This is a genomic window from Larkinella fluvii (assembly GCF_051857545.1).
Classification (GTDB): domain Bacteria; phylum Bacteroidota; class Bacteroidia; order Cytophagales; family Spirosomataceae; genus Larkinella.
Genome location: NZ_JBPZHB010000003.1, coordinates 71,907 through 96,280, shown reverse-complemented (window position 1 = coordinate 96,280; position 24,374 = coordinate 71,907). Strand labels below are relative to the sequence as shown.

Sequence of the window (24,374 nt, the reverse complement as noted above, 5' to 3'; positions counted from 1 at the left end):
AGCCAGGGGTCATTTAATAAAAGCGCCTAAAACTCAGTCGAGTTTTAGGCGCTTTTGACATCGAATTATAAATGTAAAATGCTGAATATTAAATGTAAAAGGACAACACAAGACAGCACTTTTACATTTAATATTCAGCATTTTACATTTATAATTATTTAGCTCTCAGCTTACTATGGTACCGTCCGTAGACAAAGTAAATCAACAACCCAATGGCCATCCAGACGAGCAGACGGGTCCAGTTTTCCCAGCCCAGACTCAGGATCATGGCCAGACAGATGAGCGCACCAAGCGGACAAACGATCATGTAGAAAGGCGTTTTGAACGGACGAACCAGGTTCGGGTCAGTTTTGCGCAGAATCATGATGCCCAGACACACCAGCACGAAGGCAAACAGCGTTCCGATGCTGGTCATGTCACCTACGACGCTATCGGGAATGAAGGCGGCAAAGATGGAAACAAATACAAAAAACACCCACTGCGAACGGTATGGCGTTTTGTATTTCGGGTGCAATTTTGAGAAAATCGCCGGCACCAGCCCATCCTTGCTCATGGTGTAGAAAACGCGGGTTTGTCCCAGCAACATCACCAGAATCACCGAAGAAAAACCGGCCAGAATTGCTACCGTCACCATCGAAGCCAGCCATTCATAACCGGGCATGTAGTTCGTAATGGCATAAACGACCGACGCTTCTCCCCCGTGGCCCATGAACTCTTTGTAGGGTGCCAAACCGGTCAGAACGTGCGAAAACAGAATGTACAGGAACGTACAGATCGCCAGCGAAACCAGGATACCGACGGGCATATCCTTCTGCGGATTCTTGGCTTCCTGCGCGGCTGTTGAAACCGCATCGAAACCAATGAACGCAAAGAACACGATACCGGCGCCCCGCAGCACACCCAGCCAGCCGTGGTTGAGCGGATCGGCATAGTTGTGAATCTGACCAGTGCTCAGCGTAGCTGTTCCCGCATCGGCCGGAATCAGATACGGCACGTGGTTGGCGGGGTTGATGAATTTCCAGGCGAGAGCGATGATCAGCAAAACAATGCTCACTTTCACAATCACAATGATGTTGTTGAACGTCGCCGACTCCTGCGTCCCCCGGATCAATAACAGACTCAACATCAGCAGAATAAAGACAGCGGGCAGGTTGATAATCCCGTGTACACCCGCTTCTCCGGCGTACATACCCAGCCCGTCGCTGATCTGAAAGGGAGAGTGACACCATTGATAGGGTATGTGAAACTTGAAGAAGTCATAGAATAGCGCATTGAGGTATTGCGACCAGCCAATCGAAACCGTGGCCGCACCCAACGCATATTCCAGCACCAAATCCCATCCAATAATCCAGGCGATAAATTCGCCCATTGTGGTATAACTATAGGTGTAGGCACTACCTGCAATGGGAATCATCGACGCAAACTCCGCATAGCACAACCCGGCGAGCGCACAGGCAAAAGCCGCAATGGCAAACGAGATGGTAACCCCCGGCCCGGCATGACCGCCAGCCGCGGCTGCGGTTCGAACAAATAAACCGGCACCGATGATGGCCCCAATCCCGAGGGCAATCAGGTTGGTTGAGCTTAAGGTGCGTTTTAAAGTTCCCTCCTGACTAATTGGATCCAGACTGTTGGGCTCGGCAGCCGTCTCTTCCATGAGCTTGCTGATCGACTTCTTGGCCCAGAGTTGATTTTTAGTTTGGGTTGATGCTTTGGTAGACTCCATATAGAACCGAATAAAATTTTACGGATTAAATGTTTTGCAAAATAAGGCTTTTGTGGTTGTAGTCAATACAAGAAAACCGAAATATAAAAAAGGGATAAAGACGATCATAGTCCTTATCCCTTTTTTCATGCATCACCCTTAGGCTTTGGCGCGGGCAGCTTTGCCGGTTGCCGGCGGTTCCGGCGTGGCGGCAACTTCGTTGAGCTGGTCGCGGCTCAGGGCATCGACCACAATCGGCGTCGCGACAAACAGCGACGAATACGTTCCGACAATGACCCCGATCAGCATCGCGAACGAGAAACCGCGGATGGTTTCGCCACCGAAGAAGAACAGCACGATCAACACCAGCATGGTGGAAAGACCCGTTACGGCGGTGCGGCTCAGGGTGCTGTTCAAGGCGTTGTTGATAATCACCGGAATGCTTTCCTTGCGGCCTTTCGTATCGTTCAGGTATTCACGAACGCGGTCAAAGACAACAACGGTATCGTTCATCGAATACCCCATGATGGTCAGCAAGGCTCCGATGAACGCCTGATCGACATCCAGTGAGAACGGCAACCAGCCATTACCAATCGAGAAAATAGCCAGGATAATCAGCACGTCATGGAACAACGCAACAACGGCACCGTAACCAAAAGCCAGCTTCTTAAACCGGATCAGAATGTAACAGAATACCACGGCAACGGCCAGCAAAATCGACCAGAGTGCCGAATAGATCAGGTCATTGGCAATGGCCGGGCCTACTTTCTGCGAACTTTCAACGGAGCTTTTGTTGCCCTGAATTTTGCCCAGACCGGCGAGTAATTTTGATTCCGTCTGTTTGTCGGCTTCCGGTGTGGTGGCGTCGGCCAGGTAGCTGGTCGTAATCTTGACTTGATTAGCCGCTCCAATGCCAGTACCACCATACGTTTTTACTTCGAGCGAACCGGGCAATTCATTTTCCAGTGCATTCCGCACGTCGTCGGTACTGACGCTGTTTTCGAAACGAACGACATACGAGCGTCCGCCTTTGAAATCGACACCCAGACCGAAGCCTTTGAAGATGACCGAAATGATACCCAAACCGATGATGACCGACGAAATCGTGTAGTATAATTTCCGGCGCGATACGAAGTCGAACGCCGAATCTTTGAAGAGGTTTCTCGACCAGCTCGTTCCGAAAGCCAGCGTTTTACCGTTCTTCACGTATTGTTCCAGGATAATCCGGGTGATGAAGATGGCGGCAAACAGCGACGTCAGAATACCGATGACGAGCGTGGTAGCAAAACCCAGAATCAGACCCGTTCCGAAGATAAACAGGATCACACCGGTTAAGAGCGTCGTTACGTTCGAGTCGATGATGGACGAATAAGCGTTCGAGAAACCGTCGGAAATCGCCTGTTTGAACGGTTTTCCCAAGGCCAGTTCCTCCTTGATCCGCTCAAAAATCAGCACGTTGGCATCGACGGCCATACCGATCGTCAACACGATACCGGCGATACCGGGCATGGTCAAAACCGCCCCCAGCGAAGCCATGATGCCCAGCAGGAAAAACAGGTTGACAAACAGGGCAAGGTCGGCAATAAAACCGGCGCTGCCGTAGTAGGCTACCACAAAAATCAGGACGATGATCAACCCCACAACCGACGAAAGAACCCCCGCCGAAACCGCTTCCGAACCCAGGGTGGCACCGACGACCGCTTCTTCCACAATGTTGGTAGGCGCAGGTAACTTACCGGCTTTCAGAATATTGGACATATCCTTGGTTTCTTCCACGGTGAAGTTCCCTGAAATGCTGGAACTACCGTTTGGAATTTCGTTCTGCACCGTTGGCGCAGTATACACCAGGTTATCAAGGATGATGGCAACCGGACGGTTGATGTTGGCCGCCGTCAATGCACGCCATTTGCGGGCACCTTCCGCGTTCATCCGCATGGTCACTTCCGGACGACCCCGGTCGTCGTAGTCGTTGGTGGCATCGACGATCACATCGCCTTCCAGCGGTGCTCTGCCCGCCGGTTTACGAATGAAATACAAAGGAAGAATCTCCTTGTTGTCGTTGGTAACGATGGCTTTCCGATCCCACATCAGAACGGCATCCGCCGGAAACAGCGCTTTTACATTGGCACGGTTCAGAATGTCGTTGGCACGAGCCGTATCTTTCAAATAAACACCCAGTTGGTTCTGCGACATCGGCACGAACAGACTCGTCAGGGCTGCGTTCTGGGCCGCTGTTGCCGAGGTATCCGACTTGGCACTATCGCCTTTGGCAGTCTGGTTTTTCTGCGCTAGCTGAGCCGCCAGCGAGTTGTCTTTTTTCGTCGTGTCCGTGGTTGCTGTCGTTGAAGCTGGTTTTTGGGTAGCCGCGATCTTGCGTTCGGCTTCCATCTGGACGAGGTACGCACCCAGTTGATCCAGCCCACCGGCCACATCGCTCAGGGTATAGACTTCGGCAAATTCCAGTTTGGCAGCCCCCGACAACAGACGACGAACACGCTCAGGATTATCGACACCCGGTAATTCGATCAGAATCCGGCCCGAACCCGGCAACCGCTGAATGTTCGGGTTGGCAACCCCAAACTTATCGACCCGCGCCTGAATGATCTGGAACGCCCGGCTGATGGAACCGTCGACTTCGTCGTTGATCAGTTTGCGAACTTCGGCATCCGACGACTGGAAGTTGATTTTGCCCCGGTTGGTGCTGTTGGCAAAAATCGTCGCCAGTTTCGTGTTGGGTGCCACCTCTTTGTAGGCGCTGATAAAATTATCCACAAATTTCGATTGCCCCGATTTCTGGGCTTCGGTCGCTTTTTTCAGCGCCTGTTCGAATTTCGGATCACGGGTGCCACCGGCCAGACCGCGCAGGATTTCGGAGGGCGACACTTCCAGCACAACGTGCATACCGCCCTGTAAGTCAAGACCCAGGCCCAATTCGCGGGTGGTTACTTCTTCCAGCGTGTTGCCCAGATAAACCGGTTCTTTCCAGAGTGAATCGATGTAATGCTGTTTTTTGGTGATATCCACATCACCCTTCGTGTTGGTGGCATAGGTGGTCGCGTCATTTTTGATGCTGTTCGACACGAACGTAAACGACAGATAGTAAATGCACAAAAGCGCAACTACACCCGTCAGAATGAGTATTCCGACTCGGTTTTGCATTGAAATAGAAAAAAGAGATGAGATTAAAGAATGAAGAAAATAGCAGTGTGAGAAAGAGGAAGAAATGACATCGCAACCTGGTGAAAGGTGGTTTTTGTCTTTACTCTCTTGTCTAACTTCTCACTTCTGAAAAAAATCAGGGCGCATTGATGGCGATATGATGCCCGAAAACGTAGCGAAAAAACGAGAAATAAAAGTAAGGAACTTCCGAATACCGGGGAATAACCGTTTGTTTGAGGACAAAAAACAAGACGGGCGGTGGCAGCAGATAAACCGCCTGCGCGAAGCCAAACGTCAGCGCGGGCGTGACAACAGCATCAAACGAGGTCGCCTGAACGACAACCTGCTGGGCATCGGCGGCTTTCTTCTCCTTCTTCGGCGTTTGAACAGTTTGCTTTGCCGACAGTTGTTCAACAGACAACCACGAAGGCCCGCCCGATGCCACCAGGAGTAGCAAGCCGGTCAGGAAGAGGCTCATCAAACGAATATAATCGTTACGCTGTTGCTTCATGGACGTTTAAAATGGTTCGCCGGAACGAGGGGAACAAATTTCGTGATAGTTCGGCAAGAAAGCAAATCGGTTTTTTTCGGGTATTTTTTCAAGAAGTCCACTAACTTTCGCCGAAATAATTAAAAATGACATTACAGGAGTTTATCAAACTGGCCCTAGCCGAAGATATCGGCGATGGCGATCATACCTCGCTCTCGACCATTCCGGCCGATGCCCAGAAGCGCGCCCGGCTTTTGGTGAAGCAGGACGGCGTGCTGGCGGGTGTTGAAGTGGCCGAAGCGGTTTTTCGGGAAGTGGACCCGGACTTGCAGGTTCATGTCAACATCCAGGATGGCTCGGCCATTCATTACGGCGATATTGTGCTGACGGTCAGCGGCCGGGCGCAGTCAATTCTGCAAGCGGAGCGGCTGGTACTGAACTGCATGCAGCGCATGAGCGGGATTGCCACCCACACCCGGACGATGGTAAACATGCTGGAAGGCACCAAAACCAGGCTGCTGGATACGCGAAAAACAACGCCGAACTTCCGGATTTGCGAAAAAATGGCGGTAAAGATTGGCGGTGCCATCAACCACCGTTTCGGCCTGTTCGACATGATTCTGATCAAAGACAACCACCTCGACTACGCGGGCGGTATCGAAGCCGCCGTTACCAAAGCCGTTCAGTATCTGAAAACCACCGGCCGCACCCTGCCGATTGAAGTGGAAGTGCGGAATCAGAAGGAAGTGGAAGAAGTGCTGCGCATCGGGCAGATCGACCGGATGTTGCTGGACAACTTTGCCCCGGCGGAACTGAAACGGATGGTGGAACTGATCGACGGGCGGATGATTACGGAAGCATCGGGCGGGATCAACGAAACCAACCTGCGCGACTACGCGGATTCCGGCGTCGATTACATTTCGTCCGGCGCCCTGACGCACCAGGTCAAAAGTTTAGATATGAGTTTAAAAGCATATTAACGCTCTGATTACCTCTGATGTTCTCTGATCAACTCTGTGTAACAAATTTAACTATTACACAGAGTTGATCAGAGAACATCAGAGGTAATCAGAGGTAGTTTTTTATACACTATGGCAACGATCCCACTCACTTTAGATGAAGAAATCCGGCAAATCGGTTATATCAGCCGTTCCACGCCGAAAGAAAAAGACGTTTTGATGGACGAAATCCGGCGGATGAAGAAGGAAAAGAACGCCGTGATTCTGGCCCATTACTACGTCGACAGCGACATTCAGGACCTGGCCGACTACATCGGTGACAGCCTCGGTCTGTCGCAGCAGGCAGCCGCCACCAGTGCCGAGATGATTGTGTTCTGCGGGGTGCATTTCATGGGCGAAACCGCCAAAATCCTGTCACCCCACAAGAAAGTCGTCATTCCCGACATGAACGCCGGTTGTTCGCTGGCCGACTCGGCCCCGGCCGATCAGTTTGCGGCTTTCAAGGCCCAGCACCCGGATCACATCGTGATCAGTTACATCAACTGCTCGGCGGAAATCAAGGCCTTGTCGGACATCATCTGCACGTCGTCGAACGCGGTGAAGATTGTCGAAAGTCTGCCGAAAGACCAGAAAATCATTTTCGCGCCGGATGCCAACCTGGGGCGGTTTGTGGCCAAGAAAACCGGTCGGGAAATGGTGCTGTGGGATGGGGCCTGCATTGTCCACATCGATATTTCGCTGGAAAAACTGACGGCTCTGCGCCAGAAATACCCCGAAGCCAAGTTCATTGCCCACCCCGAATGCCAGGAACACATCCTGAGTCAGGCCGATTTTGTGGGTTCGACTACGGCCCTGCTGAAATACGTGACGGAGCAGCCCGACGAGGTGTTCATTGTCGGCACCGAAGCCGGTATTTTGCACAAGATGAAGCAGTCGGTTCCGAACAAGAAAATCATTCCGGCCCCGGCGAGCGAAAACAACACCTGCGCCTGTTCGGAATGTCCATACATGAAAATGAACACGCTCGAAAAGCTGTACAATACGTTATATTACGAAAAACCGGAGATTTTTGTCCCTGAAGACATTCGCGTGAAAGCGGAAGCGTCGGTTTTGCGGATGCTGGAAATGAGTAAGGGATTGTAAATTAACCAGCTATGAAAGACTTACTGGGAAAATATACACAGTTAAGCGACGAACATCAAAAAGAGGTGATTGACTTCGTTAACTTTTTACTGCATAAGCAGGAAAAAACCGTTCAGTTCGATATGGACGCTTACCGAAAGAAAATACTATCCGTATCGGTTTGGTCAGATCAGGATCTTACTCCAATTTTGGAAGCTAAGGATCAAATTGACAATTGGAAACCAAGCGAATGGTAATTGACACCAGCCATGAGTAAGGTATTGTAAACCATCGAAAATATGGAATTAACGGTTCAAGTTGGTTTTGAAGAATTACTTCAGGCCGTCAAGAAACTTTCGCCGAAGGAGAAGCAGGCTTTACAAACCGTATTGTTTACAGAAACAACGTTGGAACCGCAGGGGACTGGTAAAGAAAGGAAGCTTGGCACGATGAAAGGTCTTGTTACCTACATGGCCGACGACTTTGACGCCCCTCTAGACGATTTCAAGGATTATATTAATTTTTAAATCATCTATACATTATATCTTTGCTGAAACGGGAATAAATTAAATTCTATACCACTTTTCAGTTCCTAATTAAATATGCTCACAAATAGGAATAAAACAGCTATATATTTCCGAGGACTTTATATAAAGGATATTAAGGGCTTTATTGGAGACTTTGAGATTTATTTCAGGAATAAGTCCAACAATCCTGTCCAATGGACTGTATTATTAGGCAATAATAATACAGGAAAAACTACTATTCTTAAACTCTTAGCTTCCATTTCTTATCCTAATATTTTGTCAGGTTATACAGACAAATATCGACAAAAATATAGGCTGCCATTTTACGAATTAAGTAATACTGATAAAAGAAAGAAAGAAAGAATAGAATCTCAAGGTGTTTTTAAATGGTTAAATATTGGTGAAGGGAATATAATGATAGGCCCAAATCTATTCTTTCCTTTTTTTGATTTTTCTTTTTTTGTAAAGCGAGTTAAAAATTCTAATAATCTAGTCGATTTAGAAAGTCTTAATAGGCAAAATTTCACTTTAGAATCTGAGTACACATTTAACTTATTAAAAGAATATTCAGAAAGTCTAATAATATTTGGATATGGAATACATAGGAAAATATCAGATACAGGCATTTCAGATGATAGTTTGATCCCATCGACATCTAATTTATTTGAAGATACTGATTTATTAAATTTTGAGGAATGGTTTCTTCAAACAGATTATGCTACGAAACTTGGTAATGAGGAAACTAGAAAAAAGGCGGAGATTCAGTTAAAAAAAATCAAAGAAATAATTATCCAAAGCCAAATATTACCAGACTTAAAAGATATTAGAGCAAATTCTACAGAAAATCTACAGTCATTTGTTGAAGTTAAGTCAGGCCCATCTTGGGTAAGGATTAAGGATTTGGGCTATGGTTATCAAGCTACGATAGCTTGGCTTACCGATTTATCAAAACGGATGTTTGACCGTTATTCGGCTTTGGACAATCCTTTGCATGGTCCGGCTGTTGTCTTAATTGATGAGATAGATTTACATTTACATCCAGAATGGCAAAGGAAAATCATCAGATACTTGAGTGATCTATTCCCTAACATACAATTTATTGTTACTGCTCATAGCCCCCTAATTGTTCAATCTGCTGAAAACATAAATCTAGTAATGCTTGAGAAAGATGAAGAAACAGGAAGCATTAACATCCGTCAGAAATTTGGTCCTTTTCAAGGTTGGACTATTGAAGAAATATTACGAGAGTTAATGGACTTAGGTGAAAAAACCCGCTCGGATCGTTTTCTTGATTTATTAAAAGAGTTTGAAAATGGGTTAGATGAAGGGAGTTATAATAAAGCAAAATTGGCTTATGATAAGCTTGATAAGATTTTGCATCCAGCTAGTAGTCAGCGTAAACTTCTGAGTATTCAACTTTCTACTTTAGTTCCAGCATGATTAAACTCCGCTCTGTTCCCGCCCCTGCGGAATTAACTGAAGAACGAGTAAAAGCTTTGACTGATGAATACAAAGCAACTGATAAAGCTGTTTGGCAGAAAGATTTTATCGGTGACCCTCTCCTTCACATGACACACGGAAAGTGTTGCTTTTCCGAATGCAAATTGAATGAAGAAGGTAAGTATGATGAAGTAGAACATTTTCATCCAAAAAGTTTATATCCAGATGAGGTAGTTAATTGGGATAATTTGCTGCCAATTAACAAAGCATGCAACATTGCTAAAGGCGATCACGACACTAAAGCGGAGCCTATTATCAATCCTCGCTTCGATGATCCAAAAGAACACCTTTATTTCAAAGCCTATCGGTTTTATGCCAAAACTAATTTAGGAAAAAGGACCATTGATGTAGTTGGGTTGAATGATTGGACCATGTGGGTAACACCTAGATTTGAGATTGGAAAATATGTTATTGAACTACTTGAGGCTATTTTAGACCAAGCGCATAATTTTTTCTCAGTCGTTCCTCGAACAATAATTCGTCGGAATCGCTTGATTTCAAGGCTACGAGGTTTAATGATTGAAGGAACTGAGGAGTATGAATACAGTGCAACAGTTGCGACTGTCCTATTGAACGAAGAATGTTATCAAGAGATTAAGTCTCTTTTTCAGGCTAACGGCTTATGGAGCGATGAATTTCAGAATCTTGAAGATCAAATTTCATTCTGTGCTTTAGATATTACGAATAAATAAGTTTTCCATGCCCCAACACTTCGATTTCCTCGTGATTGGTTCCGGAATTGCCGGACTCAGCTACGCCACCAAACTGGCGATTCATTTTGAAGAAACCGGCCAGCCCGTCCGGATTGCCGTCATTACCAAAGTCCGGGCCGACGAGACCAACACCAAGTATGCCCAGGGTGGCATTGCCGCCGTGTGGGCCGAGGAGGATTCGTTCGAAAAACACATCGAGGATACGATGATTGCGGGCGACTTCCTGAGCAAACGCGAGGTGGTTGAAATCGTGGTGCGCGAAGCCCCCGAGCGGATTCGCGAGCTGATTGACTACGGCACCCGGTTCGACAAGGAAGACGACGGCGACTACGACCTCGCCCGCGAAGGCGGCCACTCCGACCACCGGATTCTGCACTTCAAAGACATCACCGGGGCCGAAATCGAGCGGGCATTGCTGGAAAAAACCCAGTCGCTGCCGTCCATTGAGATTTTCACGCATTACTACGCCGTTGACCTCATTACGCGCCACCACCTCGGCGAAACCGTCCACCGGTATGACAACGACAACCGCTGTTTCGGGGCTTACGTGCTGAATACGCACACCGGTCAGGTGGAAATGTTTCTGGCGAAAACCACACTGCTGGCGACGGGCGGCATTGGTAACGTCTACCAAAGCACCACCAACCCGACCATTGCCACGGGCGACGGCATTGCGATGGCCTACCGCGCCAAGTCGATCTGCAAGGACATGGAATTCATCCAGTTCCACCCGACGGCCCTGTATGAACCGGGCAAAAAACCGAGCTTTCTGATTTCGGAAGCTGTGCGCGGTTTTGGCGGTATTCTGAAAACGATCAAGGGCGAGACGTTCATGGAACACTACGATGAGCGTCTGTCGCTGGCTCCGCGCGACATTGTGGCCCGCGCCATCGACTCCGAGATGAAAAAATCCGGTGATCCGCACGTTTATCTGGACGTGACGCACTGCGATTTCGAGAAATTTGTCGAGCATTTTCCCAACATTACAGCCTATTGCCAGGATAATCTGGGCATCGACATCCGTAAAGATTACATTCCCGTCGTTCCGGCGCAGCATTACCTCTGCGGAGGCATCAAGGTGAACGAATACGGCCAGACGAATATCAATTTCCTATATGCCGCCGGAGAATGTTCCTGCACTGGTTTGCACGGAGCCAACCGACTGGCTTCCAACTCCTTACTCGAAGCGGTCGTGTTCGGCCACCGGGCGTATCTGAAAACCGTCGAGAACTTCAACGAAGCCGCGATCCCGGATAATTTGCCGGAATGGAACGATGCCGGAACGACGCACCCCGAAGAACTCGTGCTGGTGACGGAAATGCAGCGCGAACTGGAGTCGATCATGTCGAACTACGTCGGGATTGTTCGCACCAACCGGCGGATGAAACGGGCGATGGACCGGCTGGAACTGATTTATCTCGAACACGAAGAACTCTACCGGCAGTCGAAAGTCTCGAACCGGATCTGCGAGCTGCGGAATATGATCGAAGTGGCGTATCTGGTAATCAAAGCCGCCATGGCCCGGCACGACAACCGCGGACTGCATTTTAACCAAGATATCGAGAAAGAAACCGTTTAAACGTCGACCTCGCCGGTTTCGGCTTCCGGTTCGGCGTTGGACGGGTGGCCGTGCAGCACTTCGAGCAGTTCCTTGACCTGATAAATCGACTTATTGTAGCGGTTGCCCAGCAGGATAATGACGAAATCGTCTTTCGGGCTGAACCAGAACAGGCTGTTGTAGCCTTTCCACCAGCCGGTGTGGTAAATGTATTCCGGCTGGTTCTGGTTATTGACGTACATCCGGAAACCGTATCCGTAATTTTTCGTGCCTTTACGTTCGAAACTGCGGGGCAAAAAGGCTTCGGCCAGCAGGGATTTCCGCATCAGACAGTCGCCGTTAAGGGCACGATACCACTTGAACAAATCGCCAACGGTCGAATAGATTCCCTTGTCGCCCACCACGTTATCGTAATAATCCTTCGGAATCCGGCGGTTCCACTGGTAACCCGCCGTGCGAAACTGGTTGATGGAGTCGTTGCGGGTGGTGGCTACCCAAGTATTCTTCATGCCCAGCGGTTCGAAGATGTTTTTCTTGGCAAACTGGTCGAACGACATGCCCGTAATTTTCTCGATGATGGCCGCCAGCACGCAGTAGTTGGTGTTGCTGTAGCTGAACGTGCGGCCCGGAATGTTGTAGCGCTGGGGTGTAGGATGCACATTGGCGAACCAGTACATGATTTCGGAATTGGTCGGATACGGTTTTTCGAACTTGTAAAAATTTGTCCGCATGCTGTCTTCAAAAGCATAGGCATAGTTCGGCAAACCGCTCCGGTGCGACAGCAGGTTTTCGACTGAAATACCGTGGTATGGAAAATCCGGAAAGAATTTTTGAATCGTGTCGTTCAGCTTCAGCTTCCCGGCTTCGATCAGTTTGAGCGTAGCCACCGCCGTGAAGGTTTTGGAAAGCGACGCCAACTGAAATTTGGAGTTTTCGTTGAGCGAGTCGCGGGAAGAGCTTTCGAAATGGGCCAGCCCAAACGTGTTTTTGTAAAGAATTACACCTTTTTGCGCGATCAAAACGTTTCCGTTGAAACCCGCCCGCACCTTGCCGCGAATGATGGCTTCGATTTTTTCAATTTTTGCATCGGCCCCGATTTGCTGCCGGATGGCACGCTCCTCCGCCGAACTCAGGGTCTGTTCCTCGGCGCAATTATGCATGGCATTCGCCGAACGCTTCAACTTTTTCTCTTCACTCGAATCGCACCCGACGATAATACAAATGGCAATAATTCCCGCCCAAATTCCCGAAACTCTCATTCCATTACGTTGATATGCACTGACGCGCTCCTGAACTGTTTTTTGCACTGAATAAAGCAAAAATACATTTTTTCTCCTGACACCGCAGGGCTTTTTTATCGTACCGTCAGTATTTCGCCCCCAACCCCCTAAAGGGGACTTTTGTCGGATGACTGAAGTCCCCTTTAGGGGGTTGGGGGCATTTGTCAGTATTTGTAATCCGTCAGCTCTTCTTTTTCCATTTTACCGAAGGCTTTCTGCATTTTGGTCCGGTCAAATTCTTTCTCGTTATTGGCGATGAAAATCGTGGCAACCGTATTGCCGATGATGTTGGTAATGGAACGGGCTTCCGACATAAACCGGTCGACGCCCAGCAGCAGCGCCAGCCCTTCGACCGGGATCACCCGCACCGCTGCCAGGGTAGAGGCCAGTACGATAAAACCGCTGCCCGTCACGCCCGCGGCTCCTTTCGACGTAATCATCAGAATGCCGATGATGGTCAGTTCCTGCCCCAGCGTCAGATCCACACTGAAAACCTGCGCCAGAAAAATCGTCGCCATCGACAGGTAGATGGTCGTGCCGTCCAGATTGAACGAGTAGCCCGCCGGAATCACCAGCCCCACCACCGACCGCGAACAGCCCATGTTTTCCAGTTTATCCATCACCTGCGGCAAGGCCGACTCCGATGACGACGTCCCGAAAACGATCAGCAACTCTTCCTTGATGTATTTCAAAACGCTCCACAAACTGACGCGGTAATAGCGCAGAATCAGGTTCAGAATCACGAAGATGAACAGGAACATGGTCAGATAAACCGTCCCCATCAATTTAGCCAGTGGCAGCAACGTGGCCAGGCCGAATTTGCCGATGGTGTAGGCCATACCGCCCAGCGCGCCCAGCGGAGCCAGCGTCATGACCACGTTCAGGATATTGAAAAACACCCGCGACAGTTTTTCGAAGGTCACAATCAGTGAATGCCCCCGCTCGCCCATGCGCGTCAGCCCAATCCCGAAAAACACGGAAAAAACCAGTACCTGCAAAATTTCACCCTCGGCGAAGGCTTTGATGGCGTTGTCGGGAACGATGTGCATGAAAAACTTGACCCAGTCCAGGTCTTTTCCCTGCGATGCATACGCCGAAATATCACCGCCCTGCACCGAAGACGCATCCACCCCGGCCCCCGGTTTCACCCAGTTGGCAATGACAATCCCGATCACGAGCGCGACGGTCGTCACGATTTCAAAGTACAGAAGTGCTTTACCCCCTACCCGGCCCACCTTCTTTAAATCACCCATATTACTGATTCCCAACACGATGGTCAGGAAAATGATGGGTGCAATCACCATCTTGATCAGATTGATGAACAGATCACCCAGCGGTTTGAGTTTAGCCGCCGTAGTGGGGAAAAAGTGACCGATCAGAATCCCGAGTGTAATGGCGACCAGAACGCGAAAAGTCAGGTTGTTTAGAAGTTTGCGCACAGCAGGGTAGGTTTATGAAAAAGGTTGGGGGAGGGAACCCGTTAGGTTTTTAAAACCTAACGGGTTTATAGATTGGTCTATAGATTCATTCACTCACAAGGATTGTTTCTGAAGCACCGGTTCCAACACTTTCCAGACGTTTTCGGCCACGATTTTATGGCCTTCCGCCGTGGGATGAATGCCGTCAGATTGATTCAATTTCCGGATTCCACCTACATTTTCGAGCAGAAACGGAATTAATGCAGCCTTGTTTTTGGCGGAAATGTCCGTAAAAATCCGGTAAAATTGCTCGCCGTAGTCGGGTCCGAGATTCGGCGGAATGCGCATCCCGGCAATCACGATCTGCGCCTGCGGGCTTTTCAGCCGAACGGTATCGATGATGGCCTGTAAATTTTTGCGCGAATCCGCCAGCGGAATACCGCGCAGCCCGTCGTTGGCCCCCAGTTCCAACACAAACACATCGACCGGTTTTCGCAACACCCAACTAATGCGGCTTTTACCACCCGCCGTGGTCTCACCACTCACCCCGGCGTTAATAACCTGGTAGTCATAGCCCGCTGCTTTGGCTTTTTCGCCAACCAGGGCCGGAAAGGCTTCCGCCGGGTCCAGGCCGTAGCCCGCCGTCAGGCTGTTCCCGAAGAACAAAATCGTTTTCTTCTGACTTTCTGCCGGTTGGGTGCTGTCAGCCGCAGCCGGTTTTTCTTCCTGCGTCTGGCTGGTTTCGGTTTTGGAATTACAGCCCACCAACGACGCCAGCAACGACAAACCGGCTATCCAGACCTTGTAATTCGGTATGGTTTTCAATAAATTCATTGTTTACGCAATTTTCAGGATGAAGTTTCAGCCGATTACCAACAAAAATAAGGGTATTTTATCCATTTAGACCCATTTCTTACCCTTTATCAAATATTCCGTCCCTCGCGGTGAATAAAACGGCAACGAATTGGTTATCTAAACATTCCGTTAAGCTACTGACTTATGAGTATTCTGCGTGCCGAGAATCTGACAAAAACCTACCAGAGCGGAGGTCGAACACTAACCGTTCTGAATTCCGTGAGTTTCGAAATACAGCCTGGTGATACCTTTTCCATCGTGGGTCCCTCGGGCAGCGGTAAAACCACCCTCCTCGGCCTGTGTGCTGGTCTGGACCGAGCCTCTTCGGGCAGCATCTACCTGAATAATATCAAATTAGATACCCTCAGCGAAGACGAACGCGCTGCCGTTCGCAACCAATACGTCGGCTTTATTTTCCAGAATTTTCAGTTGCTGCCCACCCTGACGGCCCTCGAAAACGTCATGGTTCCGCTGGAATTGCGGGGTGAAAAACGGGCGGGCAAAACCGCTCAGGAGCTGCTGGAACGGGTGGGTTTGGGCCAGCGCGGTCACCACTACCCCACCCAACTGTCGGGGGGCGAACAGCAACGGGTTTCGCTGGCGCGGGCCTTTGCCAACCGGCCCAAAATCCTGTTTGCCGATGAGCCAACGGGCAATCTGGACACCGATACCAGCGCCACGGTGGTCGACCTGATTTTCGAACTCAACCGCGAAGCCGGAACGACTTTGGTACTGGTGACACACGACCTCGAACTGGCCTCCCGCACCCAGCGCATCATCCGCATCAAAGGCGGCAATCTGGTGTCGGATACATTAACCGGAAACCGTATCGCTACCAACTGATGGATCGTGAAATTCCCAACATAAAACCGCAGGCGGCCTCGATTTTCGATCCCTGGCTGTGGAAAATGGCCTGGCGCGACAGTCGCCGGAGCCGGCAACGGCTGTTTTTATTCATGTCGGCCATTGTGCTCGGCATTGCAGCCCTGGTCGCCATCAATTCGTTCGGCGACAACCTCTCGCGCAGCGTCGATGAGCAGGCCCGCGAACTGATCGGTGCCGATCTGGTGCTGTCGTCCAACAAAGAAATCAATAAAAGCACGGAGCAGTTTCTGGCCAAAATCAGCCCGGAACGCAGCCGGGAGGTGGCGTTTCCGTCGATGGTTCTGTTTCCGCGTTCCCAGGGCGTCCGGCTGGCACAGGTGAAAGCCATTCAGGGCAAATTTCCGTATTACGGGGCCTGGGACACCCAGCCCGCCGATGCGGTTGCGCTCTTTCGGAAAGCGAACCAAAACCGGCAGCGGGTTGCGCTGGTCGATGATGCGCTGCTCGTGCAACTGAATGCCAAACCCGGCGATTCGGTGAAAGTTGGCAAACTGATGTTTTACGTGGCCGGTCGGGTGATGAAAATTCCGGGGCAGTCGGCGGTTACGACTACGGTGGCGCCGACGGTTTTTATTCCGTACGGTTTTCTGCCGGAAACGGGCCTGCTGCAACGCGGCAGCCGGGCGACCTACCGGTCGTATTACCAGTTTGCCCCCGGTACCGATGTTGACAAATACCTCAAAACGATTTCGTCCCGGCTCGACAAACTGGGCATCAATTCCGACACGGTGACGGAGCGCAAAGAGCAAACCGGGCGGGCTTTCGCGGACTTGACCAAGTTCCTGAATCTGGTCGCTTTTGTCGCCCTGTTGCTGGGCTGCGTGGGCGTGGCCAGTGCCGTGCATCTCTACGTGAAAGAGAAAGTGGCTTCGGTGGCCGTGCTGCGTTGTCTGGGTGCCACGGGTCGGCAGGCGTTTTTGATTTACCTCATCCAAACCTCGCTGATGGGTCTGCTGGGTGCCATCGTCGGGGCGCTTCTGGGTTCGGTGGTGCAACTGATGTTGCCTGCGGTTTTCGGGAGTTTTCTGCCGGTCGATGTGGTTACTGAAATATCCTGGAAAGCCGTGGCCCAGGGCGTCGGCGCGGGCTTGATCATTGCCATTTTGTTCGCGCTGCTGCCGTTGCTGGTGATCCGGAAGGTGTCGCCCCTACGCACGCTCCGCAGTTCGTACGACGACGATGTGACCGGCCGTGATCCGCTTCAGTGGGCGGTTTATTTCCTGATTGTGCTGTCGATTACCGGTTTTGCCTACTGGCAGATCCGCGACTGGAAGATGGCCGTCGGTTTTACGGCTGGTTTGGCTTTTGCCTTTGGTGTCTTGACCGGCATTGCCCAATTGTTGATGGTTCTGGTACGCCGGTTTTTCCCGGTTTCGTGGAGTTACATCTGGCGGCAAAGTCTGGCAAATTTGTATCGACCACAGAATCAGACACTTATTCTGGTAATTTCGATTGGGCTAGGGGCATTTTTGATTGCCACGCTGTACCTGACGCAGACGCTGTTGTTGAGCCGGGTGCAACTCTCGTCTAGTGGAAATCAGGCCAATATGGTGCTGTTCGATATTCAGAATGAGCAGAAAGCCGGGGTTCAGCAACTGGTCAAAAACCACCGTTTGCCGGTTCTTCAGAACGTTCCGGTGGTCACCATGCGGCTGACCGAAATCAACGGGCGGACGGTGGAAGCCATTCAAAAAGATACGAGTGCCAAAATTCCCGACTGGGCATTGACCCGCGAATACCGCGTGACCTACCGCGATTCACTGATCAGTTCGGAAAAATTAACCGCCGGAAAAGCACCTTACCAGACCAATGACCAGGTCTACATTTCGGTGGAAAAAGGATATCTGGAACGAATGAAACTGAAGCTGGGCGATAAACTGACGTTCAACGTGCAGGGTTTGATCGTGCCGACCATCGTGGGCGGAACCCGTGAGGTGGACTGGAACCGCATTCAGACCAATTTCCTGATTGTTTTCCCCAAAGGCGTGCTCGATCAGGCACCGCAGTTTCATGTGTTGATGACGCGCGTTGGCGACACCCAGCAATCGGCAACGTTCCAGAGGGATCTGGTCACTAATTTCCCGAATGTCTCGGCCATCGACCTGGGATTGATTCTGCAAACGATCGATGAAGTGCTGGAAAAAGTCTCGTTCGTGATCCGGTTTATGGCGCTGTTCAGCATCATTACCGGTTTGCTGGTATTGAGCAGTTCGGTGATTATCAGCAAATACCAGCGAATTCAGGAGAGCGTTTTGCTCCGAACGCTGGGTGCCAACCGCCGTCAGATTCTGCTCATTACCCTGATCGAATACCTGTTTCTGGGTCTGCTGGCAGCTTTTTCGGGGATTGTCTTATCGCTGTTCGGCACCTGGGCACTGGCTTACTTCGTCTTCGAAGTGCCGTTCAGCCCCAATTTCGCGCCCTTGCTGGCGGTTGTGGGCATTGTCACCAGTCTGACCATCGTCATCGGTTTGCTCAACAGCCGCGGGGTGCTGGTGCGGCCGCCCCTGGAAGTGTTGCGGGCCGAAGCCTGATTCCCAAACCGGTTAGTTTAGTTTCACGACTTTAACCGTTTTGCTCCGGGTCGGCGTACTGATCCGGAGCAAAAGCAGACCCGCCGGGTGATGATTCAAGCCCAGCGCGTGACGCTCCACTTCCTGCGCTTGCTCCAGTTGTCGCTCGCTGATGAGTCGCCCGTTCAGGTCGTTCAGTTGCAGACGCAGCGGCTGACCGGCGGCTCCCCGAACTTCCACCACCAGTTCATCGCCGGTGACGGGATTTCCCCGAATAATCACCTCCAGCCCAAGCTCTTCGGTGAATGCCGACAACCGGGCAGAAGGCGCACATTGTAACGCTATCGGGGAGCCTTTGAGCGTGTAGATGCTGTTCTTCACCTTCGCACTGATCTGGTGATTGACGTTATCCCGCACCGCCGAAGGCGTTTGAAAGACGTACCCGTGTTCGCCATTGCCCTTGCCGGCATCTTTCAAATCCTGCCGGTAATTTTTGGCTTCGACGGTTCCGATCGCGTTGCCATCCGCAAAGAACTCGACGGTCAGGGGCGTGTTCGGTTTGTTTCGATCCCAGACCCAGCCCCGCATTTCCTGACAGTTCACCACCGACAAATACCCTTCAAAATTACCGGTCACAACCGGCGGAGGAGCAACCGTTCCATTGACGGTCAGGGTCAGCGTAGTCGAAACCGGCGTGTGTTTACCGTCCGTGGCCGCATACGTCAGGTTGAAAGTCCCGGGCTGCGTGGGCATCCCGCTGATCACCCGGGTAACGGCATTGAAACTCAGGCCCGACGGCAGGCTCGTTAGGGAATACGACAATGGATCACTTTCGGCATCCGAGAAAGCAGGCAGGGCGGCCGAAGTGTAGGCCACGTTGACCGGAGCCGTCAGGGCTGAAACCGCCGGTGCCACCGGGGCCGCATTGGTCGGCGGGAGACCGGTGCCTACGCAGTTGATGGTTTTGGGAGCCCACTTCAAAATGTACGTCGAGCCTTGTACCCGCCCCCAGATCGTGTGCGTCTGGTTGTCCTTCAGGCTTTCCGGTACAACAAAACTATACCCGTGTTCGCCATTGCCTTTGTTGGCATTTTTAAGATCCTGCCGGTAGATATTCGCCAGCGTCGACCCGATCAAAACCGCCGTGGCACTCGTGGCACCGTCCAGAAACTCGACGGGAAGGGGCAAATTGGGTTTGTCCCGGTTCCAGACCCAGCCGGAAATGGTACTGCAATTGACCACATCCAGAAAGCCTTCAAAATTGCCGGTGACGAACGCACCGCCCGCAGCCACCGTCAAAGAAATCGACAAGTCGGTTTTCAGGAAACCGTCGGTTGCTGAATAAACCAGCGGAAACGTGCCTGACCGGGTAGGCGTCCCGCTGATCTGGCGGCTACCGGCGTTGAAGGTCAGCCCCGCAGGCAAGCTTGTCAGCGCATAGGTTAAGGGGTCAGCATCCGAATCGGTAAAAACCGGCAGGGTGGTTGTGAAAACCTGACCAACCGTTGCGGCCAGTGCAGGCGGGGAAGGCGCTACGGGCGGACGATTCGTCGCCACCGGTGATTCGGTCGTTGTGATCCGGTACAACGAACCCTCGTTGAGCGTCAGAACGTAGAGTTCGCCATCCGCCCCTTCGCCAAAACCAATGGGATTCACCAAGGCTGGCGTTTGCAGAATCGTCTGGTACGTGTTGTTGGCCTCCCGGCGCAACAGCCACAATTTTCCCTGCGCATAGTCCCCATATACATACCAACCCCGCAGGGATGGATAGGCATTGCCCCGGTAGACGTAGCCCCCCACCACCGAAGCCGACTGGTTGCCATTGTTGGAAAAACCGGCGTATTCGTGCAGGGGCATCACCAGACTTTGCGCCGGGTTACAGTCGGCCGTTGCATACGGATGCGCGCCTTCGTAGCAACGCCACCCGAAATTCTGGGCCGCAGGCACGCTTTTACCAGTAGTAGCCGCCACAAAGTCAACTTCTTCATACCCGTCCTGCCCATTGTCGCCCAGCCAGAGGTCACCCGTTTCCCGGTCAAAACTACACCGCCAGGGATTGCGCAGACCGCGGGCCCAGATTTCGTCCGGAATCCCATCGCCGGGAGTCAAATACGGGTTGGTCGGCGGAATGCGGTATGGTGACCCGCTGTTGACGTCGATGCGCAGAATCTTTCCGTACCATTTCTGAAGATTCTGCGCGTTGCCCAGCACATCGCCCATTTGCCCCCGGCCCACGTTTCCATCATCGCCGACAAAAATGTACAGATAGCCGTCGGGTCCAAACAGGATTTTGCCCCCCCGATGGCCTTGATCCGGAAAAGGAAAGGTCATGAGCACCCGCTCACTCGCCAAATCCGCGACATTCGGATTGCTGCCATTCCGGGAAAACCGGGAAAGAACACCTTGTCCGTCTTTCTGATTATAAAAGACGTAGAAATAGCCATTGCTGGCAAAATTGGGATGGAAAGCGATGCTGTAAACCCCATTGAATTCGACATCAATCAGTCGATCGGCTGGAATATGGAGAAAAGGCGTTGAAAAAACCGTACCGGTCGACTCGATAATTTTGATTTTACCACCCATTTCGGCGACAAACAACCGATTTGTACCGGCACTGACGACATCGACCGGTTTGGTTAGTCCCGTCGCAACGGTCTGCAAGCGAAGTTGTGGCGTTTGCGACCAACTAACCACGCTGATGACATACAGACCAATACTCAAAAATAAGGTAGCGTATCTTTTCATGAGAGCGGGAGTTGGGTTTCTAAATGTACCCAAAGTTCCGACCCTTATATCAGATAGCCTGTTAATCCTGTGCCAAATGCTGTTGATCCTGTGCCAAATTCGCCCAATCAGCCATTTTTATCCAAAAAACCAAAAAAACCGCCGTCAAACTTCGTTATTCGATATTCGGCATTTATTATTCGTTATTCGATTTAATATCCGTTCACTCCGAACGCAGTGTCTTCACCGGATTCATCAACGCGGCTTTGATGCTTTGAAAGCTCACAGTCAGCAGGGCAATTCCGACGGCCAGGATACCAGCCACGGCGAAAATCCACCAGGACAGATCAATTTTATAGGCAAAGTCATCCAGCCAGGTCGAAACCGCATACCAGGCAATGGGTGCAGCAATGACGATGGCGATCCCCACGAGTTTCAGGAAGTCTTTCGACAACAGGGCGACAATGCTGCCCACGGATGCGCCCAGCACTTTCCGAACGCCAATCTCTTTCGTACGTTGTTCGGCGTTGTAGGTTGCCAATCCGAATAGCCCTAAACAAGCGATGAAGATCGTCAGGCTGGAGAAGAGAGTTAATACTTGTTCTATTTTTTGCTCACCGACATAAACCTGTTCAAACCGGTCGTCCAGAAACGAATAGGAAAAAGGGGCTGCGGGCGAAAATACCTCCCATTGCTGCTTTAAGGAAGTGAGAAGCTGCGGAAGGTTATCTGTACGGGTTTTGACCAGAATGTTGCCGGAATTTCTACCCAAAAACATGGCCAATGGCCCGATTTTCTGCCGCAGGGATTCGAAATGGAAATCACTTACCACGCCAACTACCCGGTAAATTACATATGCGCCCTTATCGTCCGTGGAGCCGATCAACTCCCTTCCAATCGGATTCTTCTGCCAGCCCAATGCCTGAACAGCGGTTTCATTCAGAATAACCCCTGAAGCATCAGTAGGAAACTGTTTTGAGAAATTGCGCCCCTGGACCATATGCATTCCCAAAGTAGGAATGTACTCCGGATCAACAAAGTAGAACCGGGTCATGACGCCCTGATCCGGATTTTCCTTAGCCCTGACGGTGGTGTTATCCAGGTTGGTTTTCCCGACAGGAACCTGCCCCGAAATACTCCCCATGACGACTTGCGGAGATCGGATGATCTGATCGCGAAATACGGCTTCGTTGCTTCGAAGCATGTTCGAATCATGAATCACCAGTACCTGTTCGCGATTAAAACCCACTTTCTGGCTTTGCATGTAGCGCAGTTGTCGATCTGCGGTAACGGTAGCAATAATCATTGAAATGGTGATGAAAAATTGAAAGACCACCAAACCGCTTCGCAGGTTGAAACTCCCTCTTCCGGCTGTAAACCGCCCTTTCAAGACCAAAACCGGCTTAAAGGAAGACAGGTAAAAAGCCGGGTAGCTACCGGCGAGCAGTCCCACCAATACCGTTCCCGCTACCAAACCAGCCGCTATGTAAGGCTCGGTCAATAAATGGATTGTCAGGGTCTTGTCAGTGAGTTGATTAAAGTAGGGAAGTGCTATACCAACAACCAGCAAACCAACCAACAGTGCCAACAGCGCCAACAGAACCGATTCGAGCAGAAACTGTTGCTGCAGTTGTCCTTTCACCGACCCCATCACCTTACGTACCCCAACCTCACGCGAACGACGGACCGCCGTGGCCGTCGACAGATTCATGAAGTTTACACAAGCAATCAGCAACATAAAGCCGGCGATGGCTGTCAGCACGTATATGTACATGATATTCCCACCCTTGTTCGATTCGGTCCTGGAATACAAATGGATTTCGGTGAGTGGTTGCAGTAAAACGCCGAAATCATCACCCCGCTCGCGAAACTGTTTCGGGGTCAGTTTCAGGAATTGCTGTATTTCACTCCCAATCTGTTTTTCGGCGAGTTGGGGAAGTTTGGCCTCCAGCCGTTTATAATCGTAGCGCTCGGGCAGAAGCAGATAGGTTTGATAGCTCATGTTATACAACCAGCCCGACCCATCAATGATTTCGTCACGACCGACCAGCGTCGCTAGCATATCGAACTGAAAATGAGAGTTCGTCGGTACATTTCGGACCACGCCTGTAACCCGATAGGGCGTCTTGTCGCTGCCGAATGACAGGATTTTTCCGATCGGCTCCTGATTACCGAAGTATTTCCTGGCGGTTTCTTCGGTCAATACCACCGTGTTTGGCTCTGTCAACGCCCGCTTCGGATTCCCTTTCAGGAACGGAATGGTGAATACTTCGAAAAAAGAGGAGTCGGCAAGCAGCAGGTTATCTTGTCGGAATGAGGTGGTTCCATAGCTGACAAACTCACTTCCCCCGCGGATACGCGTTGCGTTTACTACTTCGGGGAATTCCTGTTTCAAATTTCGGGCGGCATTCTGGCCTAAACCGTCTCCACCAAGGTCCTTACCGTTCAACCGCAAGTTGAGTCTGACCCGGAAAATCCGATCTGCTTTCTCATTGTACCGGTCGTAGGATAATTCATCCTGCACGTATAGCATAATTAGTATGCAGGTAGCCAATCCGATGGCTAACCCCACTATGTTGATGCCCGTGGAAACTTTTTGTCGTTTCAGGTTGCGAAAGGTGATTTTTAGATAATTCCGAATCATAGAAATACGCAGGTTTGAAGGGTTACTGTAGTGATGTTTACGATGTCGTCGGCGCACAAACGGCGGCAAAACTGACAGCACATTGAGCAAATACCGTAAAACCGCCTGAGTTTCCCCCGCTCGGTTATACCAATACGTATACAATTCGTCCAGATCGCCCTCGACTTCCTCCAACGTTTCCGCTGGATGAAGCCAGGCCAAAAGCCGCTGCGCCCAGCGGGGAGGATTTGGGGGATTTGTGGAGGTCATCTGAAATTTTTTAATGTCAACTGATAAATACAAAATGATGAATGATAAAATGGCCTTATATACGTTCGACTTT

17 protein-coding genes are annotated in these 24,374 nt (G+C 50.7%); 9 read left to right on the top strand and 8 right to left on the bottom strand.

The window, feature by feature from the left end; genetic code table 11:
* Positions 1–154: 154 nt before the first annotated feature.
* The 3 genes from ACS5NO_RS07950 to ACS5NO_RS07940 form a co-directional block, all read right to left on the bottom strand.
* Positions 155–1,726: an amino acid permease gene (locus ACS5NO_RS07950; protein WP_439414642.1), complete on the bottom strand. Its 1,572-nt coding sequence runs from the start codon at positions 1,724–1,726 to the stop codon at positions 155–157.
* Between the two features lie 138 nt (positions 1,727–1,864).
* A complete protein-coding gene (secDF, locus tag ACS5NO_RS07945; RefSeq protein WP_439414641.1) occupies positions 1,865–4,864 on the bottom strand; it encodes a protein translocase subunit SecDF in 3,000 nt (999 codons plus the stop codon).
* 136 nt (positions 4,865–5,000) lie between these two features.
* A complete protein-coding gene (locus ACS5NO_RS07940; protein WP_439414640.1) occupies positions 5,001–5,375 on the bottom strand; it encodes a hypothetical protein in 375 nt (124 codons plus the stop codon).
* Between the two features lie 125 nt (positions 5,376–5,500).
* On the opposite strand from ACS5NO_RS07940, the gene nadC reads away from it, so the two are divergent.
* The 7 genes from nadC to nadB all read left to right on the top strand — a co-directional run bounded on the left by nadC (position 5,501) and on the right by nadB (position 11,754).
* Complete coding sequence (gene nadC / locus ACS5NO_RS07935; RefSeq protein ID WP_439414639.1) at positions 5,501–6,334, top strand: carboxylating nicotinate-nucleotide diphosphorylase; 834 nt, start codon at positions 5,501–5,503, stop codon at positions 6,332–6,334.
* Positions 6,335–6,532: 198 nt separating this feature from the next.
* The gene (nadA, locus tag ACS5NO_RS07930) at positions 6,533–7,456 is read left to right on the top strand and encodes a quinolinate synthase NadA (RefSeq protein ID WP_439415074.1); all 924 of its coding nucleotides are present in this window, start codon (positions 6,533–6,535) and stop codon (positions 7,454–7,456) included.
* Between the two features lie 11 nt (positions 7,457–7,467).
* A complete protein-coding gene (locus ACS5NO_RS07925) occupies positions 7,468–7,692 on the top strand; it encodes a hypothetical protein (protein ID WP_439414638.1) in 225 nt (74 codons plus the stop codon).
* A 42-nt stretch (positions 7,693–7,734) separates the two neighbouring features.
* Positions 7,735–7,962, top strand: a complete 228-nt coding sequence (locus ACS5NO_RS07920; RefSeq protein WP_439414637.1) for a DUF2281 domain-containing protein — start codon at positions 7,735–7,737, stop codon at positions 7,960–7,962.
* Positions 7,963–8,037: 75 nt separating this feature from the next.
* Positions 8,038–9,402, top strand: a complete 1,365-nt coding sequence (locus tag ACS5NO_RS07915) for an AAA family ATPase (RefSeq protein ID WP_439414636.1) — start codon at positions 8,038–8,040, stop codon at positions 9,400–9,402.
* On the top strand, positions 9,399–10,154 hold the full coding sequence (locus ACS5NO_RS07910; RefSeq protein WP_439414635.1) for an HNH endonuclease family protein: 756 nt from the start codon (positions 9,399–9,401) through the stop codon (positions 10,152–10,154). The genes ACS5NO_RS07915 and ACS5NO_RS07910 overlap by 4 nt, the downstream gene beginning before the upstream one ends.
* 7 nt (positions 10,155–10,161) lie before the next feature.
* Positions 10,162–11,754: an L-aspartate oxidase gene (gene nadB, locus ACS5NO_RS07905; protein ID WP_439414634.1), complete on the top strand. Its 1,593-nt coding sequence runs from the start codon at positions 10,162–10,164 to the stop codon at positions 11,752–11,754.
* Here nadB and ACS5NO_RS07900 read toward each other — a convergent pair.
* The 3 genes from ACS5NO_RS07900 to ACS5NO_RS07890 all read right to left on the bottom strand — a co-directional run bounded on the left by ACS5NO_RS07900 (position 11,751) and on the right by ACS5NO_RS07890 (position 15,265).
* Positions 11,751–12,992: a serine hydrolase domain-containing protein gene (locus ACS5NO_RS07900; protein ID WP_439414633.1), complete on the bottom strand. Its 1,242-nt coding sequence runs from the start codon at positions 12,990–12,992 to the stop codon at positions 11,751–11,753. The genes nadB and ACS5NO_RS07900 overlap by 4 nt on opposite strands.
* A 185-nt stretch (positions 12,993–13,177) precedes the next feature.
* The gene (locus tag ACS5NO_RS07895) at positions 13,178–14,452 is read right to left on the bottom strand and encodes a dicarboxylate/amino acid:cation symporter (RefSeq protein WP_114408297.1); all 1,275 of its coding nucleotides are present in this window, start codon (positions 14,450–14,452) and stop codon (positions 13,178–13,180) included.
* A 93-nt stretch (positions 14,453–14,545) separates the two neighbouring features.
* Positions 14,546–15,265, bottom strand: a complete 720-nt coding sequence (locus ACS5NO_RS07890) for an arylesterase (RefSeq protein WP_439414632.1) — start codon at positions 15,263–15,265, stop codon at positions 14,546–14,548.
* Between the two features lie 165 nt (positions 15,266–15,430).
* Here ACS5NO_RS07890 and ACS5NO_RS07885 point away from each other — a divergent pair, with 165 nt between their 5' ends.
* On the top strand, positions 15,431–16,129 hold the full coding sequence (locus tag ACS5NO_RS07885) for an ABC transporter ATP-binding protein (protein ID WP_138994553.1): 699 nt from the start codon (positions 15,431–15,433) through the stop codon (positions 16,127–16,129).
* Between the two features lie 65 nt (positions 16,130–16,194).
* Positions 16,195–18,705 (top strand): ABC transporter permease, encoded by a 2,511-nt coding sequence (locus tag ACS5NO_RS07880; protein ID WP_439415073.1) that lies wholly within the window; start codon positions 16,195–16,197, stop codon positions 18,703–18,705.
* A gap of 12 nt (positions 18,706–18,717) precedes the next feature.
* Here the strand turns inward: ACS5NO_RS07880 and ACS5NO_RS07875 are convergent, their stop codons facing one another.
* Complete coding sequence (locus ACS5NO_RS07875; protein WP_439414631.1) at positions 18,718–21,429, bottom strand: PQQ-dependent sugar dehydrogenase; 2,712 nt, start codon at positions 21,427–21,429, stop codon at positions 18,718–18,720.
* 202 nt (positions 21,430–21,631) lie between these two features.
* Positions 21,632–24,301 carry an ABC transporter permease gene (locus tag ACS5NO_RS07870; RefSeq protein ID WP_439414630.1) on the bottom strand — a complete coding sequence of 890 codons (2,670 nt, stop codon included), beginning with the start codon at positions 24,299–24,301 and terminating at the stop codon, positions 21,632–21,634.
* Between the last annotated feature and the right edge of the window lie 73 nt (positions 24,302–24,374).